Annotated in this window: 20 protein-coding genes; 8 read left to right on the top strand and 12 right to left on the bottom strand. The window is 44.0% G+C overall.

Going from position 1 to position 20,561, the window contains the following annotated elements; genetic code table 11:
• Positions 1-156: 156 nt before the first annotated feature.
• The gene (locus tag FHS10_RS28875) at positions 157-1,518 is read left to right on the top strand and encodes a pyridoxal-phosphate dependent enzyme (protein ID WP_259097686.1); all 1,362 of its coding nucleotides are present in this window, start codon (positions 157-159) and stop codon (positions 1,516-1,518) included.
• A 126-nt stretch (positions 1,519-1,644) separates the two neighbouring features.
• Here the strand turns inward: FHS10_RS28875 and FHS10_RS28870 are convergent, their stop codons facing one another.
• The 3 genes from FHS10_RS28870 to FHS10_RS28860 form a co-directional block, all read right to left on the bottom strand.
• Entirely contained in the window at positions 1,645-3,210 is a 1,566-nt protein-coding gene (locus tag FHS10_RS28870; RefSeq protein WP_259097683.1) for an ArnT family glycosyltransferase, read from the bottom strand.
• A gap of 156 nt (positions 3,211-3,366) precedes the next feature.
• Entirely contained in the window at positions 3,367-4,674 is a 1,308-nt protein-coding gene (gene murA, locus FHS10_RS28865) for a UDP-N-acetylglucosamine 1-carboxyvinyltransferase (protein WP_259097681.1), read from the bottom strand.
• 451 nt (positions 4,675-5,125) lie between these two features.
• Entirely contained in the window at positions 5,126-5,884 is a 759-nt protein-coding gene (locus FHS10_RS28860) for a DUF4290 domain-containing protein (protein WP_259097680.1), read from the bottom strand.
• Positions 5,885-6,192: 308 nt separating this feature from the next.
• Here FHS10_RS28860 and FHS10_RS28855 point away from each other — a divergent pair, with 308 nt between their 5' ends.
• The 3 genes from FHS10_RS28855 (at position 6,193) to FHS10_RS28845 (ending at position 8,718) form a co-directional block, all read left to right on the top strand.
• The gene (locus FHS10_RS28855; protein ID WP_259097678.1) at positions 6,193-7,302 is read left to right on the top strand and encodes a mandelate racemase/muconate lactonizing enzyme family protein; all 1,110 of its coding nucleotides are present in this window, start codon (positions 6,193-6,195) and stop codon (positions 7,300-7,302) included.
• Positions 7,303-7,582: 280 nt separating this feature from the next.
• Positions 7,583-8,041 carry a GNAT family N-acetyltransferase gene (locus tag FHS10_RS28850; protein ID WP_259097677.1) on the top strand — a complete coding sequence of 153 codons (459 nt, stop codon included), beginning with the start codon at positions 7,583-7,585 and terminating at the stop codon, positions 8,039-8,041.
• Between the two features lie 122 nt (positions 8,042-8,163).
• Entirely contained in the window at positions 8,164-8,718 is a 555-nt protein-coding gene (locus tag FHS10_RS28845) for an REP-associated tyrosine transposase (protein WP_259097675.1), read from the top strand.
• Positions 8,719-8,918: 200 nt separating this feature from the next.
• On the opposite strand, the gene FHS10_RS28840 is transcribed toward FHS10_RS28845, so the two are convergent.
• From FHS10_RS28840 to FHS10_RS28830, 3 genes are all read right to left on the bottom strand, one after another.
• Positions 8,919-9,353 (bottom strand): VOC family protein, encoded by a 435-nt coding sequence (locus FHS10_RS28840; RefSeq protein ID WP_259097674.1) that lies wholly within the window; start codon positions 9,351-9,353, stop codon positions 8,919-8,921.
• Positions 9,354-9,432: 79 nt separating this feature from the next.
• Positions 9,433-9,933, bottom strand: a complete 501-nt coding sequence (locus FHS10_RS28835; protein ID WP_259097672.1) for an SRPBCC family protein — start codon at positions 9,931-9,933, stop codon at positions 9,433-9,435.
• Positions 9,923-10,249, bottom strand: a complete 327-nt coding sequence (locus tag FHS10_RS28830; RefSeq protein WP_259097671.1) for an ArsR/SmtB family transcription factor — start codon at positions 10,247-10,249, stop codon at positions 9,923-9,925. Before FHS10_RS28830 ends, FHS10_RS28835 begins: the two co-directional genes overlap by 11 nt.
• A 369-nt stretch (positions 10,250-10,618) precedes the next feature.
• Here FHS10_RS28830 and FHS10_RS28825 point away from each other — a divergent pair, with 369 nt between their 5' ends.
• Positions 10,619-11,572 carry a ketopantoate reductase family protein gene (locus tag FHS10_RS28825; protein ID WP_259097669.1) on the top strand — a complete coding sequence of 318 codons (954 nt, stop codon included), beginning with the start codon at positions 10,619-10,621 and terminating at the stop codon, positions 11,570-11,572.
• A gap of 113 nt (positions 11,573-11,685) precedes the next feature.
• On the opposite strand, the gene FHS10_RS28820 is transcribed toward FHS10_RS28825, so the two are convergent.
• From FHS10_RS28820 to FHS10_RS28810, 3 genes are read right to left on the bottom strand one after another with little or no spacing between them, the layout of a single operon-like run.
• On the bottom strand, positions 11,686-12,303 hold the full coding sequence (locus tag FHS10_RS28820; protein ID WP_259097668.1) for a hypothetical protein: 618 nt from the start codon (positions 12,301-12,303) through the stop codon (positions 11,686-11,688).
• 29 nt (positions 12,304-12,332) lie between these two features.
• Entirely contained in the window at positions 12,333-12,641 is a 309-nt protein-coding gene (locus tag FHS10_RS28815) for a hypothetical protein (RefSeq protein WP_259097667.1), read from the bottom strand.
• Positions 12,642-12,687: 46 nt separating this feature from the next.
• Positions 12,688-13,305 (bottom strand): hypothetical protein, encoded by a 618-nt coding sequence (locus tag FHS10_RS28810; RefSeq protein ID WP_259097665.1) that lies wholly within the window; start codon positions 13,303-13,305, stop codon positions 12,688-12,690.
• 215 nt (positions 13,306-13,520) lie between these two features.
• Between FHS10_RS28810 and FHS10_RS28805 the strand changes: the two genes are divergently transcribed.
• From FHS10_RS28805 to FHS10_RS28795, 3 genes are all read left to right on the top strand, one after another.
• Complete coding sequence (locus FHS10_RS28805) at positions 13,521-15,584, top strand: tetratricopeptide repeat protein (protein ID WP_259097664.1); 2,064 nt, start codon at positions 13,521-13,523, stop codon at positions 15,582-15,584.
• Positions 15,581-16,336 (top strand): LytR/AlgR family response regulator transcription factor, encoded by a 756-nt coding sequence (locus FHS10_RS28800; RefSeq protein WP_259097663.1) that lies wholly within the window; start codon positions 15,581-15,583, stop codon positions 16,334-16,336. Before FHS10_RS28805 ends, FHS10_RS28800 begins: the two co-directional genes overlap by 4 nt.
• 194 nt (positions 16,337-16,530) lie before the next feature.
• The gene (locus tag FHS10_RS28795) at positions 16,531-17,898 is read left to right on the top strand and encodes a WG repeat-containing protein (protein WP_259097662.1); all 1,368 of its coding nucleotides are present in this window, start codon (positions 16,531-16,533) and stop codon (positions 17,896-17,898) included.
• Between the two features lie 77 nt (positions 17,899-17,975).
• Here the strand turns inward: FHS10_RS28795 and FHS10_RS28790 are convergent, their stop codons facing one another.
• The 3 genes from FHS10_RS28790 to FHS10_RS28780 all read right to left on the bottom strand — a co-directional run bounded on the left by FHS10_RS28790 (position 17,976) and on the right by FHS10_RS28780 (position 20,372).
• Positions 17,976-18,815, bottom strand: a complete 840-nt coding sequence (locus FHS10_RS28790; RefSeq protein ID WP_259097661.1) for a hypothetical protein — start codon at positions 18,813-18,815, stop codon at positions 17,976-17,978.
• A gap of 80 nt (positions 18,816-18,895) precedes the next feature.
• Positions 18,896-19,450, bottom strand: coding sequence for a helix-turn-helix domain-containing protein (locus FHS10_RS28785; protein ID WP_259097659.1), 555 nt, complete (start codon positions 19,448-19,450; stop codon positions 18,896-18,898).
• A 109-nt stretch (positions 19,451-19,559) separates the two neighbouring features.
• The gene (locus FHS10_RS28780) at positions 19,560-20,372 is read right to left on the bottom strand and encodes a nitrilase-related carbon-nitrogen hydrolase (protein ID WP_259097658.1); all 813 of its coding nucleotides are present in this window, start codon (positions 20,370-20,372) and stop codon (positions 19,560-19,562) included.
• Positions 20,373-20,561 lie beyond the last annotated feature (189 nt).

The raw sequence follows: 20,561 nt of genomic DNA, 5'->3' as shown, positions 1-20,561 counted from the left end.
TTGAGCCGCTAAGCTCCGGTTTAAATTTAATGTTTAATGATTGTTCACACATAAGATGCACATCTATTTACTTTTCCATAAAGAAATATCAGTTTATAAAAACTATTTTTGAGCCGTAATCCCGCTTAGTACACCGGATTAGTAGATTTTTAATTTATGTGGTATAACAACATATTAGAAACCATTGGCCACACGCCCCTGGTAAAGCTAAATAAGGTAACAAAGGACATTCCTGCCATCGTTTTAGCTAAAATTGAGACAACCAATCCCGGTAACTCCATAAAGGATCGTATGGCCCTTAAAATGATTGAGGATGCCGAAAGGAGCGGTAAGCTTAAACCCGGTGGTACCATTATTGAAGGTACATCGGGCAATACCGGCATGGGGCTGGCTATCGCGGCCGTTATAAAGGGTTATAAATGTATTTTTACCAGTACCGATAAACAATCAAAAGAAAAATTTGACGCTCTGCGTGCTTTTGGTGCCGAGGTTATTGTTTGCCCTACCAACGTAGAGCCGGAAGATCCAAGGTCATATTACTCGGTTTCGTCACGTTTGGAGCGCGAAGTGCCCAATTCATGGAAGCCTAACCAGTACGATAACCTGAGCAACTCGCAGGCGCATTATGAGCAAACCGGTCCCGAAATATGGGAGCAAACCGGGGGTAAAGTAACACACCTGGTAGCGGGCGTTGGTACAGGCGGTACTATATCTGGTACAGCACGTTATTTAAAAGAAATGAACCCCAATATCAAGGTGTTAGGCATTGATACCTATGGTTCGGTGTTTAAAAAGTATAAAGAAACCGGCGATTTTGATAAAAACGAAATTTATCCGTACATAACTGAAGGTATTGGCGAAGACTTTTTACCCCAAAACGTTGATTTTAGCCTGATAGATCACTTTGAAAAAGTAACTGATAAGGATGCTGCCCTGATGACCCGTGAGGTAGCCCGCAAGGAAGGCATTTTTGCGGGTAATTCAACCGGCTCGGCAGTGGCTGGTGTGGTGCAAATGAAAGATATGTTTAAAGAGGGTGACGTGGTGGTGATCATTTTCCCCGATCATGGTACCCGTTACCTGGGCAAAATGTACAATGACGACTGGCTGCGCGACCGTGGTTTCCTGAAAGACGAAAAGCTAACAGCGCGCGATATCATCGGCAAAAAAGATGTACAGGAGATTATCACCATTGATTGCGAAAAATCGGTACTGGAGGCTATCAATACTATCAAATCGCTCAATATTTCGCAAATCCCGGTTACCCAAAAGGGCATGGTGATAGGCAAGATCACCGAAAGCGATATCCTTAATTCGCTGCTGGAAAATCCGTCTATTAAATCGCAGCCGGTAAAAAATATTACTACCGCGCCGTTCCCGTTTGTGGATCTTAACACTTCAATTGACCGCATCTCGGGCCTTATCAATAAGGAAAACATTGCGGTGTTGGTAGAGGATGAAAGTGGTAAAATTGAGATTATTACACAGTACGATATTATCAACGCGATATCGGCATAAGGGGAGCAAGGAATAAGGACTTTTAGATAAAAGACAAAAGGTGTTGTGCTTGGGCATGGCACCTTTTTTACTTCCATTTGCAATTCAAATTCTCCCCTTTAGGGGGAGATTTAAAGGAGGCTTCTATTATTGCTGCCTCTTCCTCACCAACTCCGTCCGGTACCTCTCCTTCAACGGAAATTTAATATCCGTAAGCAGATAAATGCCGGTACCTTTTTCCCGGGCCAGGTAGTACTCAACTTCGCCTATCTTTTTGTAGGAGCCTATCATGTTGCCGGTAACAAACTCACGGATGTTTTTGCCGTTGCTGTCATCTACATAGATCATGTATTTGCAGCCAAGTGTGTCCGGTGCCCAAAGCGTGAAGCTGCTGTTTAGCGATGCCACGTCAGGGTAGTTATATTGCTGGCGATAATGGTGTAAGGCACCTGCTTCGCCGTAGTTATCGGCATAGACTACCGTTTGTTTTTGTTGTTCGGGGGTAAGGCCGTGATAGGCCTGGCCAACTTTTTGGGCCATCTCGTCCCAGCCAAGCATATCGGCATAATCCTGCGTGGTGGCATGTGTTTTTTGATCTTCCCAGGTTATGGCAAATTTTAAGGCATTGATGTGCCGTGTAGTATACTTAAACCAGGCTACTGTTTGTTGAAGCGATAAAATGGGTAAAAACAACGGCAGCAACAGTATATTTGGCAATGTGAAAAAGGTTATGATTACAGTTCGCAAGGCCAAACCACTTGATTTTAACCAGCGTTCGAAGCCAAAACCACCTGCCGCGAAAAGCATAGGGTAGGCCCCAAACAGGTAATAGTTTTTGCCGTCCATCTCCAATAAAAAAATGAATATAAGCACGTAAGCTATAGCCAGGAACTGAAAATTACGCAGTTTGAACGAGAAGATTAGGAATACAAAACCCGTAAACCAAACAAACAATGCCACCCCATGTACGGTAAGCTGTTGCTCAATAAATTGGCCGGTTGTAATGTAATCAAGCTGCTCTTTGCGCAGGGCTGCCATGTGGGTGATCACCGGGAAATGGTGCGTTATCTGCCAGATAAAATTGGGCAAAAATATCAACAAAGCTAAAGCCATAGCCCCTAATATGTGCCAGTTAAACAGCAGCTTACGCTGCTTGCTAATGAGTATGCCAATGATGAGCGCCACCGTAAAGAACAGCATGGTATACTTGGTGAGCATGCCAAGACCTACTGCCATGCCCAGCCAATAAAGATACCTTACATCGGTTGTGTTGAGGTATTTGATGAAGAGCCAAACCGTAAGCACCCACCAGAACTGATCGAACACAACGGGTTGAAAAAGGTAATCGCTGGCAGCAAAGGCAGGCGAGAAGATAAGGGCCAAACAAGCCAGGGTTATAGCAAACCTGCGCCCGCCAAACTCAACCACAATTAGCCCTGTAAACCAAATGATTAATCCCGCAAAAATGGTTGGGAAAATGCGTGCTGCAAACACCGAATTACCGAATAGGGTAATGGTTATTTTTGCCAACAAAGCTATAAATGGGGGTACTTCCTTATAGCCCCAATCCATATGATCGGCTAATACAAGGTGTAAAAACTCGTCGCGGTGAAACCCAAAATGACCAATGGCAAACAGGTTGATTACCACCTTTATAAACACAAAAATCAGTATGAAATAAACGTATGTCGACTTCCGGTTTTTGTAGGGCATGTTCAGGAGCTTAAGGCTGAAAGCATAAAGCTGAAGGCAATATGCGGCGGGTTAAAGATAAATCTTTAACTGTAAAAAGCAAAAGATAGGTAAAAGCTGAAAGCTTAAGGCCAAAAGCTTTGAGTTGCTTTCAGCCTTGAGCTTTTGGCTTTATGCTTATATCCGGGTTATATCGGCTCCTAAGGCTTTTAAACGGGTATCTATGTTCTGGTAGCCACGCTCAATTTGTTCGATGTTGTAGATGGTTGATTTGCCTTGTGCCGATAAAGCAGCTATCAGCAGGGAAACCCCCGCGCGGATATCCGGCGAAGTCATGCTGATGCCTCTTAGCTGAACCTGTTTATCCAACCCAATCACGGTAGCACGGTGCGGGTCGCACAGGATGATCTGGGCACCCATATCCAGTAGTTTATCCACAAAGAATAAACGGCTTTCAAACATTTTTTGGTGTATCAATACCGATCCTTTGGCCTGTATGGCCACTACCAGCACAATGCTCAACAAATCGGGGGTAAAGCCGGGCCATGGGGCATCGGCAATGGTCATGATAGAGCCATCGATGAAGGTTTCAATTTCATAGTGGTCCTGCGCGGGGATATAGATATCATCACCGCGCAGTTCAAGCTTGATGCCCAGGCGTTTAAATACATCAGGAATCATGCCCAGCTCTTTATATTGTACATCTTTAATAGTGATCTCAGACCCTGTCATAGCAGCCAGGCCAATGAACGAACCGATCTCGATCATATCGGGCAGCATGCGGTGCTCGGTGCCGCCCAGTTTGGTAACACCCTCAATAGTAAGCAGGTTTGAGCCGATGCCGCTGATTTTGGCACCCATGCGGTTAAGCATTTTACAAAGTTGCTGCAGGTATGGTTCGCAGGCGGCGTTGTAAATGGTGGTGGTACCTTTTGATAGTACGGCGGTCATTACAATGTTGGCTGTACCGGTTACCGAAGCCTCATCAAGCAGGATATAGGTACCCTGCAGATTGGAGGCATCCACATTGAAAAACCCGTCTTCGGGGTTGTAGTTGAACTGGGCGCCCAGCTTCTCGAAGCCTAAAAAGTGCGTATCCAGCCTTCTGCGGCCTATTTTATCGCCACCGGGCTTGGGGATGGATGCCTTGCCGAAACGCGCCAGCAGTGGCCCAACAATCATGATAGAGCCACGTAAGCCGCCACCTTTTGATTTAAAGGCTTCCGACTGGAAAAAATCCTGGTCAATGTCTTTGGCTACAAAGGTGTAGGTAGCATCGGCTATCTTCTCGGTGATAACACCCATATCGCCCAGTAGCTCAATGAGTTTGTTAACATCTTTAATGTCGGGTATATTGCTGATGGTAACTTTTTCTTCGGTAAGCAGTACCGCCGAAATTACCTGTAGTGCTTCGTTTTTGGCTCCCTGCGGAGTGATTTCGCCTTTTAGCGGTTTCCCGCCGTTGATCACAAATGCGTTAGTCATAGGTGCTTATAATTGATATATCAATGTTTCAATATGATGAACTTCCACTCTCCTTAAAGAGTTTTAATTACCGGCAAAGATTATAATTTTTTTTGGTTGGTTCACTGGTTCATTAGTTCATTTGTTCATTGGTCTTTTATGGTTACTCTCTTTTTAATTTGATCAAAATCGGGTTGAAACTTCTTAAACTTTGTTTTTTGGCTTAAATCGAGCTTTTTAACCCACTTGCAAGGTAACTGCGGATACCTTTTGAAGTACCTCCCAATATCCTTTGATGCACCTTTGTTGTACCAAACTCATCCTTTAATAATTTTTTTAATAAAAATAGCCCGGTCCTTCATCACGAAGAACCGGGCTATCGCCTTTATGTTAAAATATTAAATAATCCCACCCGATCCATCACCCACCAGACAAGACCAATGAACTAATGAACCAGTGAACAAATGAACGTTTAATATTTCTTTCCGCCACCACCGTTGTTACGGCTGCGGTTGTTTTGGTTGTTGTTATTGCGCGGACCGTTATTGTTGGTGCGGGCACCGCCGCCGCCACCACCGCCGCCACGGTTATTGTTATTTTGGTTGTTGTTGGTGCGTCCGCGATTATTGTTATTGTTGTTTTGCGGATGATTGTTTGGCCTAAACTCAACCCGGTTAAGGTTTACGTTCTCATCAAGCTTAAGGGTACCGCCAGATAAGGCGTACAGATCGGCAATGATACTTTCGTCAGATACCGAATCTTTGTTCCATTGTACGTAGGCCATTTTCATGAAATTGGCAACAGCCTGTACCATATGGCGCTTGCGCTCGGGTTCTTCAATGCTTTTCGCTTTTTCAATCATCAGCTCAATGGTTTTGCCATAGTGCTTGTATTTAATGCGCTGGTGCGGGTAACGCAATGGCGCAGGCTTCAGGTGAATTTGCTCTGGCGACGGTTTTGGGTACGGACTATCAACATCAATCTGGTAGTCAGATATAATGTGCAGGTGGTCCCAAAGCTTGTGCTTAAAATCGGCCACATCGCGCAGGTGCGGGTTTAAAAAGCCCATCAGGTCTATCACCACCTGGGCGTAACGGTTACGTTCTTCTTTAGTGGGCAGCGCAATAATGTACTTAACCATGTTTTGTACGTTGCGGCCATATTCTGTCAGGATAAGTTTATTCCTGGTTGAATTATAATCAAAATTTGCAGGCGTGTTTTCTTGTGCCATGTAATTGTATTGTATTAAGAAAGTTTTAAGTTAGCCATGCGTCTCTTCCCTGTGTAACTGAGGGCCCAGGAGGCTAAAATTGAAATGTTATTATTGTAGTAACGCAAATATAACTTAAAAGTGTTATTGTGCAAATTAAATTTAGCCTCACCTAAATCCTCTCCAAAGGAGAGGACTTTAAAAGAACGTTGGTTAGTAAGCCGGTTAAGGCTTTAGCGGACAAGTTTATTATGAAGAATTGTATATTGCACTTAAATCCATTTACAAATCAAAAGTCCTCTCCTTTGGAGAGGATTTAGGTGAGGCTTATGAAAAACAAACTAACCATCACCCATATCGATATTTATCGTTTTAGCATCCCTATGGAGCCGTTCACTATTGCAACGGGTACTATGGATCATGCGCAAAACGTGTTTATAAGGGTACATACCGATGCGGGGTTTTACGGAGTGGGCGAGTGCTCGGCCTTCCCGATGATTGTGGGCGAAACGCAGGATACCTGCCTGCTGATGGCCCGCGAATTTGCCAAACTGTGGATAGGCCGCGATGCTCTGAACATAGAGGGCCGCCTGCAGCAGCTACATAGCTTTACCGCCGGTAATACTACCATCAAAAGCGCTTTCGATATTGCTTTACATGATATTGCCGCCAAATATGCCGGCTTACCGCTCTATCAATTTTTAGGGGGCGAGCGGCGCGTGGTTGAATCTGATATCACCATTGGTATTGATAACCCAACCACCATGGCTTTAAAGGCGCTGTACTTTAAAGCATCGGGTGCCAATATCCTGAAGGTAAAAGTGGGCAAAAACGCGGCCGACGATGTGGAACGCATCAAGCAGATCCGTGAGGCGGTTGGTCCGCAGATGACTATCCGCATTGACGCCAACCAGGGCTGGAGTTTTGACGATGCCGTTTTTGCCCTGCAGGCGATGGGCGACTATGATATTGAATTTTGCGAACAACCCATGCGCACCTGGTACGATGATCTGTTGCCCCAACTGATGCAACTATCGCCCGTAAAAATTATGGCCGATGAAAGCGTGTACAATCATCACGACGCCCGTAAACAGATCAACAGTGGCAGCTGCCATTACATCAATATCAAAATGGCCAAATCGGGCGGACTGTTCGAGGCCAAAAAGATCCACGACGAAGCCGCCACCAAAGGCATTGCCTGTATGATGGGCGGCATGCTGGAAAGCCGCATAGCCCTAAGCGCCAAGCTGCACTTTGTATATGCCAGCCCGAATATTAAATTTTACGATATGGATACCTGCATGCTGGGTCATTTAAAAGACCCCTGCATTGGCGGCGTTAAATACGATGGCTATAAGTTGACCATTGACGATGCCATTGGCATTGGTGCTGATGCGGATGAGGGGTTTTTGAAGGAATGCGAGTGGGTGAGGGTGTAGGTGGAGGCTGCTCGCAGACGACTCACCCGGTCGACGCTTCGCTGGACCGCCCTCTCTCCACTTCGTGCAAAGAGGGCGGGAAAAGAATAGACAAAAAAAACACTCAACCCTCTTTGCGGCTTGCCGGAGAGAGGGTCGGCCAGCGAAGCGTAGCCGGGGTGAGTCGTAGCCGCCATGCAAACCGGACAAGGCAGCGTACCTACGGCACGCAAAACGTTATCATTTATAATACTACAAAGCTTTTGCTCCTATGGAGCATTTTAAAAATCAACCAATACCCATGCTAATCCGCCAAGCCACCATCCACGACCTCCCAACCCTGCTGCAATTTGAACAGGGAGTAATCAACGCCGAACGACCTTTCGACCCAACCTTAATACCCGGCGCTATCAATTATTACGACCTTGAAATGTTCATCACCTCGCCCGATGTGGAACTGTTAGTGGCCGAACTTGACGGCGAACTGGTAGGCAGCGGCTACGCCCGCATTAAACCAAGCGAAAAGGTGTATTTCAATTTTGATCGATTTGCCTACCTCGGCTTTATGTTTGTATCGCCCCAGCACCGGGGCAAGGGCATCAATAAGCTGATTATTGACGAGCTAAAAGAATGGGCCAAAGCGCAAGGCCTTCATGAATTGCGCTTACAGGTTTACGCCGATAACGAAGGCGCGGTGAGGGCTTATGAAAAAGTTGGGTTTTGTAAGCATATGATTGAAATGCGGATGGAGGTGGAGTGATTAGCATTTGTGAAGCTCCTGTTTGAAGTTGCCGCTGTTCGAAGTCTCCGACTTCGAACTACTATGCCTGTAGTTTGCAACTACAGTAACCACATCATATATTTATCACAAACAATCATATCATGTTTAGGAAAGGTTACGTTATCCGCAATCAGCAAGCAGTTTATTATATGACATTTACCGTTGTGGGCTGGATAGATGTATTCACCCGGCAACAATACCGCGATCTGGTGATTGAATCCCTAAAATATTGTCAACAGAAAAAAGGTTTGCATCTGCATGCCTTTGTAATTATGAGTAATCATGTACACTTAATTGCATCTGTTGATGAAGGATTTACTTTAAGTGAATTTGTAAGGGATAGCAAAAAGTTTATCGCCAAACGTATTGTTGATGACATTTTGGTAAGCAACCTGGAAAGCAGACGTGAGTGGATGTTGCACCAGTTTAAATATTATGCATCAAGGCATAGCCGGAATGAAAATTACCAGCTGTGGGAGCATGAAAATCATTTTGTAGAACTTTTTTCGCCCGCATTTATGCAGCAAAAGATAGATTATATTCACCAAAACCCAGTAAGGGCCGGGCTGGTTTATCGCGCCGAAGATTACGTATATTCAAGCGCATCCAACTACGCAGGCATTGATAGTATTATTGATGTGGATTGTTTGTTTTAAGTATCCTGTAGTCGGAGACTACAGGCATAGTGGTTCGAAGTCGGAGACTTCGAACAGCGCGGGTTTTGTAAGCATATGATTGAAATGCGGATGGAGGTGGAGTAGTATTCGTAATGCCGCTGTTCGAAGTCGGAGACTTCGAACAGCGGGGACCGCTAACGCTATAACGTCACAAACTGCAAAGTTTTCTTCGCTTAAATTTACCCGTTATAATTTGCATCAAACTCCACAATCCATTCAATGCCGTATTTGTCCCTAAACATTCCGGCGTATGTACCCCAGTAAGTGTCGCCAATAGGTCCTTCCACATCTCCGCCTGCTGATAGTCCGTTAAATATTTTGTCTGCCTCTGCACGGCTTTCGGCACTCACTGATATTTTCGACCGGTTTTCACTTTCGTTTACCCGTCCCATAAATTCGGGAACGTCATTGGCTATTAACACATTGTGTTTGCCAAGCGGCAAAGCAATGTGCATTATTTTATTGGCATCATTTTCTGCTACCGGAAATTCGGGGCTCGATAGGTCGCCGAGACGGATGATCCTGGTAAACTCTCCGCCAAAAACTGATTTGTAAAAAGTGAATGCTTCTTCGGCATTTCCATTGAAGTTGATCCAGGGATTAATTGTTCTCATAATTTTTATGTTTAATTGTTAATTTTTTATGTTTAATTTCTTCAGTTTCTTCTTGTCAATTTGGTTGGCAATCTTCTGCTTATGATTTCTGCGATAAATTGGTTAACAGATCTTCCAGGTTTTTCAATGTTATGGTAAAGCCTATCCTGAAGCCCTCCAATAATTTCTCCATTCGTTCAAACGATTCATTAAAAATGGTAATGCTCACTTTGGTTATACCATCTTGTTCGCTAAAATTGTAATCCCAGTCAGAACCCGGCAATTCGGGGTTTTCATCTTTGTCTGCAAAAGAATTATACATTTTAAAATTGGTTTTTGGCGTGATGGAAGTATATTTCTGAATAGACCAACGCTCCTGTCCATCGGGGCTTATCATAGCGTAAAATCTTCGGCCGCCCACTTTAAAATCCATATGTTTAGTTTGGGCGCGCATTGGTGCAGGTGCTCCCCATTGGTCCAGTAGTTCCTGTTTGGTAAAGGCATCCCATACCAAAGCAAGTCCGGCATTAAATTCCCTGGTTATAAATACCGTTTTCGCTGCTTTGTCAACGTTAAAATCAAATAGCAAATCATTGTTCATTTTTCTGTTTTTTAATTGTTGATAATAGTTGGTCAAGTTGATTGAATTGAGTTTCCCAGTTTTGCCTGAATTGGGCTAACCAGTTGTCAAATTCCTGCATTTTTTTTGCATTAAAGTGATAATAAATTTCCCTGCCGCTCTGCTCAGGCTTAATCAAATCGCATTCGTGTAATACTTTAATATGTTTTGATACCGCTTGCCGGGTCATATCAAATTTTTGGGCCATAGCGTTTGGTGTTAATGCCTGGATAGCAATTAAAGTTAAAATAGCCCTGCGTGTTGGGTCGGCTATGGCTTGGAATATGTCTTGTTTCATGTGGTAATGTTCAATTGAGCAACCCGTAGGTTGCAAATATAAATGCAACTTTTGAGTTGCGCAAATTTATTTGTTTTTTTTTGCGGCTATTGATAAAAGACTTTCAGATGATAGGACAAAGGGCAAGTTCAAACTAAAGCAACACTTTCAGACTGAACTTGCATCTAAGGCCTAATCTTAAAAAAAACAAAATCCCGGATGTAATTAAGCATCCGGGATTTACCGTAAATTTATCTATAATCCCCTCGCGCTGTTCGTCTCCGACTTTGGACGACTATGCCTGTAGTTTGTAACTACAGCAGGGGCGCAAGGTTTTCTTAGCATCTGGTACATATTCATTTTATATGTTTGCCATGTAAAAAGATGATGATGGAAAATATAATTTCAGATTTTAATAAACAAATTTACATTGTTGGCAATGGTGTTATTGCAAAAGCTTTAGCTGTTGCCTTGACCGTCAACGGTAAAAAAGTAACCATTCTTCGGGGAAGTGTGGATGACCAGGAAACTTTGGTTGATAATATAGAAGTAGAAATTGCCGGTGCAAATCTGCATGCTGAAGTGACGGTTAGCAGCATGAGTAAATATGACAAGTTAGACGGAATTATATTGTTAACTAATAAGTCGTTTGGGAACGAAGAATTAGCCCGAAAGCTTAAACACAAGGCGCAAAACTCCCCCGTTGTTTTTTTGCAAAATGGCTTGCACATTGAAAACAGTTTTATCGATCACGGTTTCACAGCGCTTTACAGGTGTGTTTTATTGGCAACCAGTCAGTCAATAAATGATAACAAGGTAAGGTTCAGGTTAGTGGCACCCTCGCCGGTTGGTGTAATTAAAGGGACGGATAGTATGCTGCAGGAAATTATTCAGGAAATTAACACCGAAACTTTCTCGTTCAGGGCAGAAGCCGATATACAACCGGTTATATGGAAAAAAGTAATCAGCAATTGCGTATTTAATTCTATTTGCCCTTTACTGGAAATTGATAACGGAATATTCCACCGGAATGTGGCTGCGCTGGAAATTGCAAAATTGGTAATCACCGAATGTTTGGCCGTGGCTCATGAGCAAAGTATCCGCCTCACGATGGACGAGGTATTGCAAAACGTTATCGCGATAAGCAAAATGTCCGACGGGCAAAAAATATCAACCTACCAGGATATCTTGAATAAGCGGGAAACGGAGATAGAAACGCTAAATTTTGCAATAGATAAAACCGCCAACAAAGCCGCAGTTCCCGTTACGGCGTTGTTAGGTAAATTAACAAAGTTAAAGTCTGATTTATTCAGGGGAGTTGAATCGTCGCAATTTGAAAAATAAATATATCGCTGCCGTTAGGAGACTTTGAACAGCGGGGAACCGTTTTTATAGATTAATAGTCAAAAAAAATAAAGTTGGATAGGAGGTGATTTTCTATTTAGGTAAATAACGGATTATTTTACCCGTTGTATATAAAATTCACCATTGGTTAGCGTATGTTTTTCAGCATTTGCGCTGATGCCAATATACACCGTACCCGAAAATGTGCCCCTCATTCTGTAAGTTGTTATTTGGGTGAATTTTATTCGGGTATCTGCAATAAGGGCGGCACCGAATTCCTTACCGTACGAGGAAAATAATTGGCTTTTACTGTTATACCAGCTTAGCTGTACCAGGTTAGCTTTAGCGGTAGTATCGGTATTGGTGCCAAAATTCTGATAATATTTACCAGTAACCAGTGAGTCTTTATTAACACCAACCATAATTACCCTGTTAGTGCCCGGCGCCAGTGAATTGGCCTGACTGCTGAGGCTAAAATCAAAATTGCCGCTGGCATCTTTTTTGTTAAAGTTACCCTGCGCTAATGTGGTAAATTTATAAGTGGTGGTATCCGCTTTAAACGTTATATAAAAATGAGCATCAGTTGTATCAGTGGCAGAGATGGTGCCTGTACCTCCTCCCTTTGTTATTACGGTATCGGGTTTAGTAATGAGGGCCGTCTGCTGCTTACCACATGATGGTGCAATGATTAAAATAGCGAACAGGATTATGGTGATTGGATTTTTAGTCATAGTGAAATTGTTCTGATAGGTATCTGCAATTATTTTTCTTTACAAAATTTTCCCATTATTTCGCCGCCATCCAGGCAGCCTTCTTTGTCTATCGCAAGGACCTGGTTCCTATCCCCGCTGATGAGCTTTACTTGATCGCCGTCTTTTTCATAAGTGCATTCGGAGGTTACCCCGTTAATCTCAATGTCCACTTTGTTCCCGGAAACGAAAGTCATCTTTCCGCTTGCCATGCCAGCCATGAGGCCCCCGGTTTGTTTATAAGTGCCGCTTAAACCACCCCGACAACCTGCCAGCAGAGCAGCGCTTAGTAAAATGATAGATCCGATTGATGTTTTCATTGTTATGCTGATTTTTTAATTATATCGTTTTACCAGTCCGGGCCTTTCAAACTATTTCGGTAGCAGAGGCAGGTACGGGGTGGGCTATAGCATAAGTATTATTGGCAATTGCAGCTAAGGCTCTTATTTGTTCTGCCAAAAACCGGAACAGGACGAGCGTAAAATAACCCAGGAAAGGAAACAGGACGATACCTGCAAAGCCGATCCCAGATGGAAGTGCCATTGGTATCAGGCTGCCTATGTAACCGTTTTCCCCACTTAAGAAGATACCCGCGATGAGCGAAAATCCGGTCCCTGCTATGAACAGCCAGATGGCTATATTCTCCCCGCTTGTCTGGATAAAATGAGCAAAGATTGGGGTTGCTACAAAATCATCCTGGTTACTGGTGATTACCTCAAGCTTATCCTTGCGGTTCCACCAGAGCAGCATCCCGGTTACCGAGGCAACGGTTATAAATATCAGTATCAGTAAAAAAGCCAGTACTACCTTAAAGGGCGCGTCAAACAAGTGGTTGCCCAAAGCCGATATAAGGATACCAACAGGGATGATGCCATGCAGAACAGCGATTAGCATGTACAACCATTTATAGGGTTTACGAAAGATGGCGCCACTATCTATGTAGGCGAAAAGTACTTTGGCGAGATTCAGGAATTTAATGATCATGGCTGCGTGTTTTAAGGGTTATTGATCAATGACTGAACTAACCTACGCCAAGCAATTCAAGGTTGCAATACGCGTTTATTTTTTGCCCGCCGCCATTTATTTTCCGTGTGTGATACTGCTTTTTTTCGATTGGCAGTATCAGATCATTTTTAAGTGAAATTAACAGTGCTTATGCATATATTTGAATAACAACCGGTTCACAAGGTGGCTAACTTATGAAAGGTACCATTATCACAGTTTTTTTGGCACTGACTGCGACTATGGCTTCGGCACAAAGCAGGGAGATCGACTCCCTTGAAACTTTGCTGAAGAAAGCCGCGCTTCATGATACTTCTAAAATTGCACTCTTAAACAATCTATCCTATGCTTATATATATGTCGACCCCACCCGGGGACTGTCGTATGCAAATCAATCCATCGATCTTTGTATCAGGTTTAAAAACAACCGCAGGTTAGGTACTGCCTATAACTATAAAGCTTTAAATTATGCCAGCTTAGGCAATGATACGCTGGCCATAACCTGGTATAACCAGGCTATCCGGCTGGCCAGGCTCAATTTTAATAAGGATGGCGAAGGTCGTGCCCTGAATAACCTGGCCATCTTGTATACAGATCGCTCTGAGTACAAAAAAGCATTGGGGCTCCGCATTAACGCGCTGAAGCTGTTTGAGGAACTAAAAAACAACAAGGCAATTGGCAGCCTTTACAACAATATTGGGGTCACCTACCTGTACCTGGCAGATTACCCGGAGGCACTGGCTTATTATTTTAAAGCATTAGGAATAGGCCAGATCATGGGCGATCCAAACGCCCAGGCCCAGGCATTAATGAATATTGGCCTGGTTTACAAGAAACTCGGGAACTATCGGAGTACGTTTGCCTACTATCAAAAATCTCTAACGCTGTACCGGCAACTGGGAGATCAGCAGCAGCTGGCCAATATGTACGCCAACCTGGCTACTGCCTATGATGAACAGGGGCAACAACAAAAAGCGCTTCAACTGTACAACCAGGCGCTTGCCATCAACCGGCAGATTAAATATAAACGGGGCGAAGCCGGTAACCTCACCAACATTGGGATCGTGTACAGCAACATGCGGGCATACAGCGAATCTTTCCATTACCTGAAACAGGCGCTGGGCCTCTATGAACAATCACCCGATTACAATTCCATGTCGGTTATTTATAATGAACTGGCAGAATTAATGCTGACAGCACCAGACACCTCGTTAGCCAAACTTAATCTGTTGAAGAGCCGGTTATTGGAGGCCCGGTCTTATGTCGCGCTCGGCATTAAACTGAGCCATGAATCAGGTTCGGCGGAGCGCGAAATGAACGGGTGGCAAACACAAAGCCTCATTCATGAAAAGCTACACCAATATGATGCGGCCCTAAGTGACTATAAAAAATATACCCGCCTGAAAGACAGTATTTTCAATGATGAAAAAAAGCTGGCGATCACGCGCACGGAAATACAGTTTGAAGCTGATAAAAAGCAAGCGCTTGCCGAGGCGGCTGTTCAAAGGGAAAAGATTGTCAAAAATACAATTATGGCAGGGGCAGGATTGCTGGGCTTAGCTGCCGTAGCTTTATTTATATCCTATAAGAAAAGACGTGATGGTGTCCAGGTTCAACAGGATCTTATACACCGGTCAAAGGTTTCAGCCATCGAAATGAAGGTACTTCGCTTACAACTTAACCCGCATTTCATTTTTAATTCACTCAATTCCATCAGCAATTTCATTACCAGGAACGATATTAAAACCGCCGATTATTTTTTAGCCAAATTTGCAAGGCTGATGCGGGGAACTTTGGAAAATTCTGAAGAGAGGGAGATTAGTCTTGCGGAAGAGCTTCAAATGACAGAACTGTATATGCAGCTGGAGGCTATCCGGCTTAACCAGAGATTTACCTACGAATTTAAGGTGTCGGCAGATATCGACCCGAATACTACCCTGGTGCCGCCGCTTATCCTGCAGCCCTTTGTGGAAAACAGCATCTGGCATGGCTTTGCGGGGAAAGACGAAAAAGGGCACATCCTGATTGAGATTACGCGCCAGGAACAACTCCTGTTGTGCTTCGTTACCGATGATGGTATCGGGAGGCACGAAAAAACTAAAGCGGAAGGGAAGAAGTCATTCGGTGTAAAAATCACTGCCGACCGGCTGGCCCTGCTCAACAGATCAAAAGATAACCTGGCAGGCGTACGTATCATTGACCTGGAAAAAGGCACAAGAGTTGAACTGAAATTACCGTATGAAAGCCATTTTGAAGCATGATAAGCGCCGTAATTATAGATGATGAACCACACTGTATTGACCGGTTGAGCTATCTTGCAGATCATTACTGCGCAGGAGAGCTTTTTATTGCAGGGACTGCCGACCGGGTAGACAGTGGTTTTGAACTGATCAAAGAACTGAAACCGCAACTGGTGTTCCTCGATATACAGATCCACCAGCAAACAGGCTTCGACCTATTAAAAAAATATATCACAATACCATTTCAGGTGGTATTCACTACCGCTTTTGAACAATATGCAATCCAGGCTTTTAAATTCAGCGCGGTTGATTATTTATTAAAACCAATAGATCCCGACGAACTTCAACTGACAGTAAAAAAGCTCAGGGAAAAAATTGAAAGGGAACATCATTTGGATAGTATTGCGCTTTTGTTTCAGAACATACAGCAAATGGGCCAGCATGATCCCAAAATTACTGTTCCTACAATGACGGGCCTGGAATTCATCAAAGTTCAGGACATTATTCGCTGCCAAAGCGATGTGAATTATACCACCATTTTTATGAAAGACAAGAAAAGCCTGATGGTGGCCAAAACCTTAAAGGAATTTGAAGGGCTTTTATCTCCTTACAACTTCTTCAGGATCCATAACTCCCACCTGGTGAACCTGGCTTATATCAAAAGTTATTACAAAGGCAAAGGCGGATATGTACAACTGGAGGATAAGACAGAACTTGAGGTTTCCTCCCGGCGTAAGGATGATTTTTTGGCAATGCTGTCAGCTTTAAAATGATCCATTGCATAATTCTTCGGCATGATGGTGGTTGCCCTTCAAAAATAAATGCATACCGCCATTAAATAACTCAAAGCCCGCAGTTAATCAATCTGGCTTTCGCGGATTCCCGCTGAAGTTTACCTTCAATAAACTGAAAGCGACTCCATCTAAAACGATATGGTCTTTATATAATTACGCTAAAATCTGATCTTATGCGCAGCTTTATGATACTATTGGCCGGAATGGCCATATTAGCCGGTAATCCGTCCTACGCCCAATCCCCTAAAAATCCATCATTAGGCAAGGTCATTAAAGACCTGGGCGCTGTTTTTAAAAAAAAGCCTGTTTCCTCATCCGCGGGTAAGTTGCCAGAGAGCAACATGGCTGTACAGGTCGACAAAGGAGGCGCCGGGGAACTTAGCGCCGGTGCGGTATCATTGGCCGTAGATAAGATGTTTGATTTCAATAACGGTGTGGCGATTGTAAGAAAAGGCACCTCTGCAGCGCTTATCGACCCTAAGGGCAACCTGGCAGTGCCTTTTAACAGTTATGATTTTTCGTATTACACGGTATCCGTTTTACAGTATGTGCTGCTGAGCAACGGATTACTACGGTTTCAAACAACAGACCACCAACAATGGGGCTATATGAACAGTTCGGCAAAAGTGATTGCGATGGGGGTACTGAACGACCTGGCCGATAACAAAAGATTATTGGAGTTGAACAACAGCGGACGGTGGACCTATACCACACCGGATGGAAAAAAATACACGCCTGGTGACCGGCTGGCCGACATCAACGAAGGAATTGGCATTGTGCGACGCCAGGTAAATGGCAACATCATAACAGGATATAAACGCTTAAACGGCAGTCCGCTGGTTACCCCCTCGTTCGATGAGCTATACCGTTTTTCGGAAGGCCTGGCTGTAGTAGGCAAGAAAGATCAGTTCGGGGAAGTCAAATATGGTTATATCAACACCGATGGAAAGCTGGTTATTCCTTTGTTATACTCTATAAAACCCTCCGAATTTTCCGGTGGATATGCACGGGTGGTGCCGAAGGACAAATCAGCATTTGAGTACGCTTTTATTAACAAAAAGGGAGAGATCGTGTTTAAACAAACACAGGCTGACATCCTCAAATACGGCGCTTTTGATCATTTTACCACCTATGGAATGGCCTTTAACATGAAATATGTAATGGATGCTACTTTTAAACTGACAAGCAAGGCTGATTTCTTTAAATCTTATGGGCTCCCCGCAGACTCCTGGTTCATCGGGGAACAAAATTCAGTGGAAGGGGAATCGAACCCAAAATTGCTTTACAGTATCCGGGGGGTAGTAGGTGCCTATACCAGGCTGCCGCTAACCGGTTTCATTAATTTGGGTACTGGAAAAGTTGTGGCGCCTGTATTCGATCTATTAAATGTTAACACTATTTATTTTGACCCAACCGCGAAACTGGCCTATGCCAAAGTATGCCTGGGGAAAAGCAATACCGGCGCACTCATCTATCGGGAAGGCTATATTAATGAAGAAGGGCGTTTTGTCATTATCAAAGGTGAAGGATCAAAATGGTAGCGATGAGGGCTTGTTAGCTTAATTTTATCATCAAACATCTGTGTTATACTACGCTGCAAAATTCCTTCAAATAAGATCTATTTAATAACCAGGCCGAATTTCTTATTCCTCGTATCCAGTATCAATATGGTATTTAAAAAAAGTTTATTCCCAACCATACCACCGATACCCAGTTTTAGCATTTGTTGCACCTGGCTATCGCTGGCCCCATCAATGTAGGTTACGTTTTTGATGGGTAATTTTTGAACGGCAATACCCAGGCTGTCTTGCGTATGGGTGGTGTTTGCTGTTAATGTTCTGCCCCAGGATTTTACGGGATAAGATTCGGTAGTTGTATTTGGGGCGGCCAATTTATCTGCGGTTTCCTTACTGGTTAGTAATTCAAATGCGCTTGAACCGGTATCGAAAAAGAGAATGGTTTGTTTGCCGTTAAGAATAGCCGGAAGGAGGATGCTGCCCTTCATCAGCATAAAGGAGCCCAGGGTTGTTTGCTTGCTCAGCTTTTCGGGGAGGGTTGTAACGATACTCAATTCCTGTTTTGGATAGTCGATGATGAGTGTTTTGCCGTCGATCATATCCTCGCCTATGGTGCCAATGATGACCGCGTTTTTACCGGCTCCCTTTGCTATGTTAAATGTGCCCGTGTCTGTCTTTGGATATTTACCAATGATGTTTTTGATTTGCTGGCTATACAACATGGAATGCGGTGCGCCGAGGTCGAACTGCATATAAAAGGCCTTTGGGCACCCTGCGAGTTTAACGGAGACCAGCATTGCGGAATAGGCTTCCGGCTTATGGTTAAGGGTATCGCTGAGCCAGGTGAATTTGATTTGCTGGTCCTGCCTGGGTAAGTTGATTTGTGCTGTCGCGCCTGTGGCTGTAGTCAGCCAGATCATCATTATTAAAAGTTTTTTCATTTGCTTTTATGCTTGTTAAGCAAACTTAGACCACCCGCGCCTGATTGTTTTGCGACGTTTATACGGCGTTTATACGGCATTTACACAGGAAGTGCCCGTGCCTTGTTCATGCTATTTAAGATCAGCAGAATATTTAAGGCATACATGCCAAAAAATGGAATGAGGTAGCTGATGTAATGAGGGGTATGAAGCTCATAGCGCGCTATGAAATTTATAAGCAGGATAATCAGGAAAACCAACATGGTAGCAACTACCCAATAAACTTGTTCACGGATAACCTTTTTGGCAAAGTTGCGTACCTCCGGGTTTTGTTCCTTCCTAAGTTTTAACAAGTAATTGGGGATCAGGAAATGCACATAAGGTATGATGAGGTAGCTAAAGCAGGAAATACAAAACAGTTGAAGAAAATGTGTGGTGTTTTCCTGGTCGTTTGTTGCCAGTGGCTGGATTCTCAGATTGGTTAGCCCCAGATCAAGCGCGTTTGCTATCGCTTTTATGGTAAATGGCCGGGGTTTACTCTCACCGCTTTCTATGCGCTGTATGGTACGCAGATTTACCCTGGTGAGCGCAGCCAGTTCTTCCTGGGTGAGGCCTTTAGCTTTGCGTTGGGCGATGATCTTTTCGTTCGGGTCCATATTACTATTTTTGGTAAGACGGTTTTAGGGGGGCAGATGTTACAGCGTAGTTACGCCTTGTCTTGGGGGCTTTGGAGATGCTGATGAACCGTATTCAACAATCCTGTATCTACCGGTTAATATATAGTTCTGGCCTCCTGTCTTTTAAAAGATCATTAAATGCGTTGAAGAATTTGTCCCTGGTTAATAATGGGTCAATCTCCAGCGTAATGACGCAATCACCATTCTTTCCGGCCTGCTCCATTGGGCTGCCATTATAATCGTAAATGACAGAACCGCCGGTGAAAGTAAGGGATTGTGAGGTGCCATCTTCCAATTGCCGCGTTTCCGTACCGCAACGATTGGCTACTGCCAGGTAAACCTTGTTTTCCAATGCCCTTGCCTGCATCCCGATCCCCCAAATGCTGGATACCAGGTTACACGGGCAGGCAATTACATCTGCTCCGCACAGCGCAAGGCTTCTTGCCGCTTCCGGGTAGCGCCAGTCATTACAGATCATGGTCCCGATCCTGCAATCTTTAAAGGGATGCTGTACAACAAAGAAGCCGGAATTTCCTTCATCAAAACATTCCTTTTCACGATAAAAGAGATGCGTTTTACGGTAGGTCTTCAGCTGGCCATCAGGAAGGGCGACCAAGGCGGAATTATACACCTTATTATTGGATCGTTCGGCAAACCCGGCAATAACAAGAGTACGGGATTCTTTTGATAGCTTTTGCAATTCTGCTACACTCTGACCTTCGGGGCCTTCAGCCGCCGCCATGACCTCTTTCCTCGAAATAAAGGAATAACCGGTGGTGCAAAGTTCCGGCAAAACAAGAATATCTGTTTGAATACCCTGCAAAAGCCGGAATACCTGCTGGATATTATCCGCCGGTGTGCCCAGGCTGGGTGTAAATTGTACGGTGCTGATCTTTACCATCAGGAAATCATTTTTACAAATATACTTTAACGCCAGCCAGTTCAATAGAATGAAATTAGCGTAGAATTTTATATAGGAATAGTTGATAATAGGGTGACTCGTCCGGGAAAAACTATACACTAAAAAGAAGTGTATGAAAACAGAAGACGATCAAACAGCGCCCATAATTCGCTTTCACGAGCGGGGCCA

Origin of the sequence: Mucilaginibacter dorajii (genome assembly GCF_024808255.1) — a bacterium.
Classification (GTDB): Bacteria; Bacteroidota; Bacteroidia; order Sphingobacteriales; family Sphingobacteriaceae; genus Mucilaginibacter; species Mucilaginibacter dorajii.
Note: the sequence above shows the minus strand (reverse complement) of the source record. Positions and strands in the feature narration are given on the sequence as shown.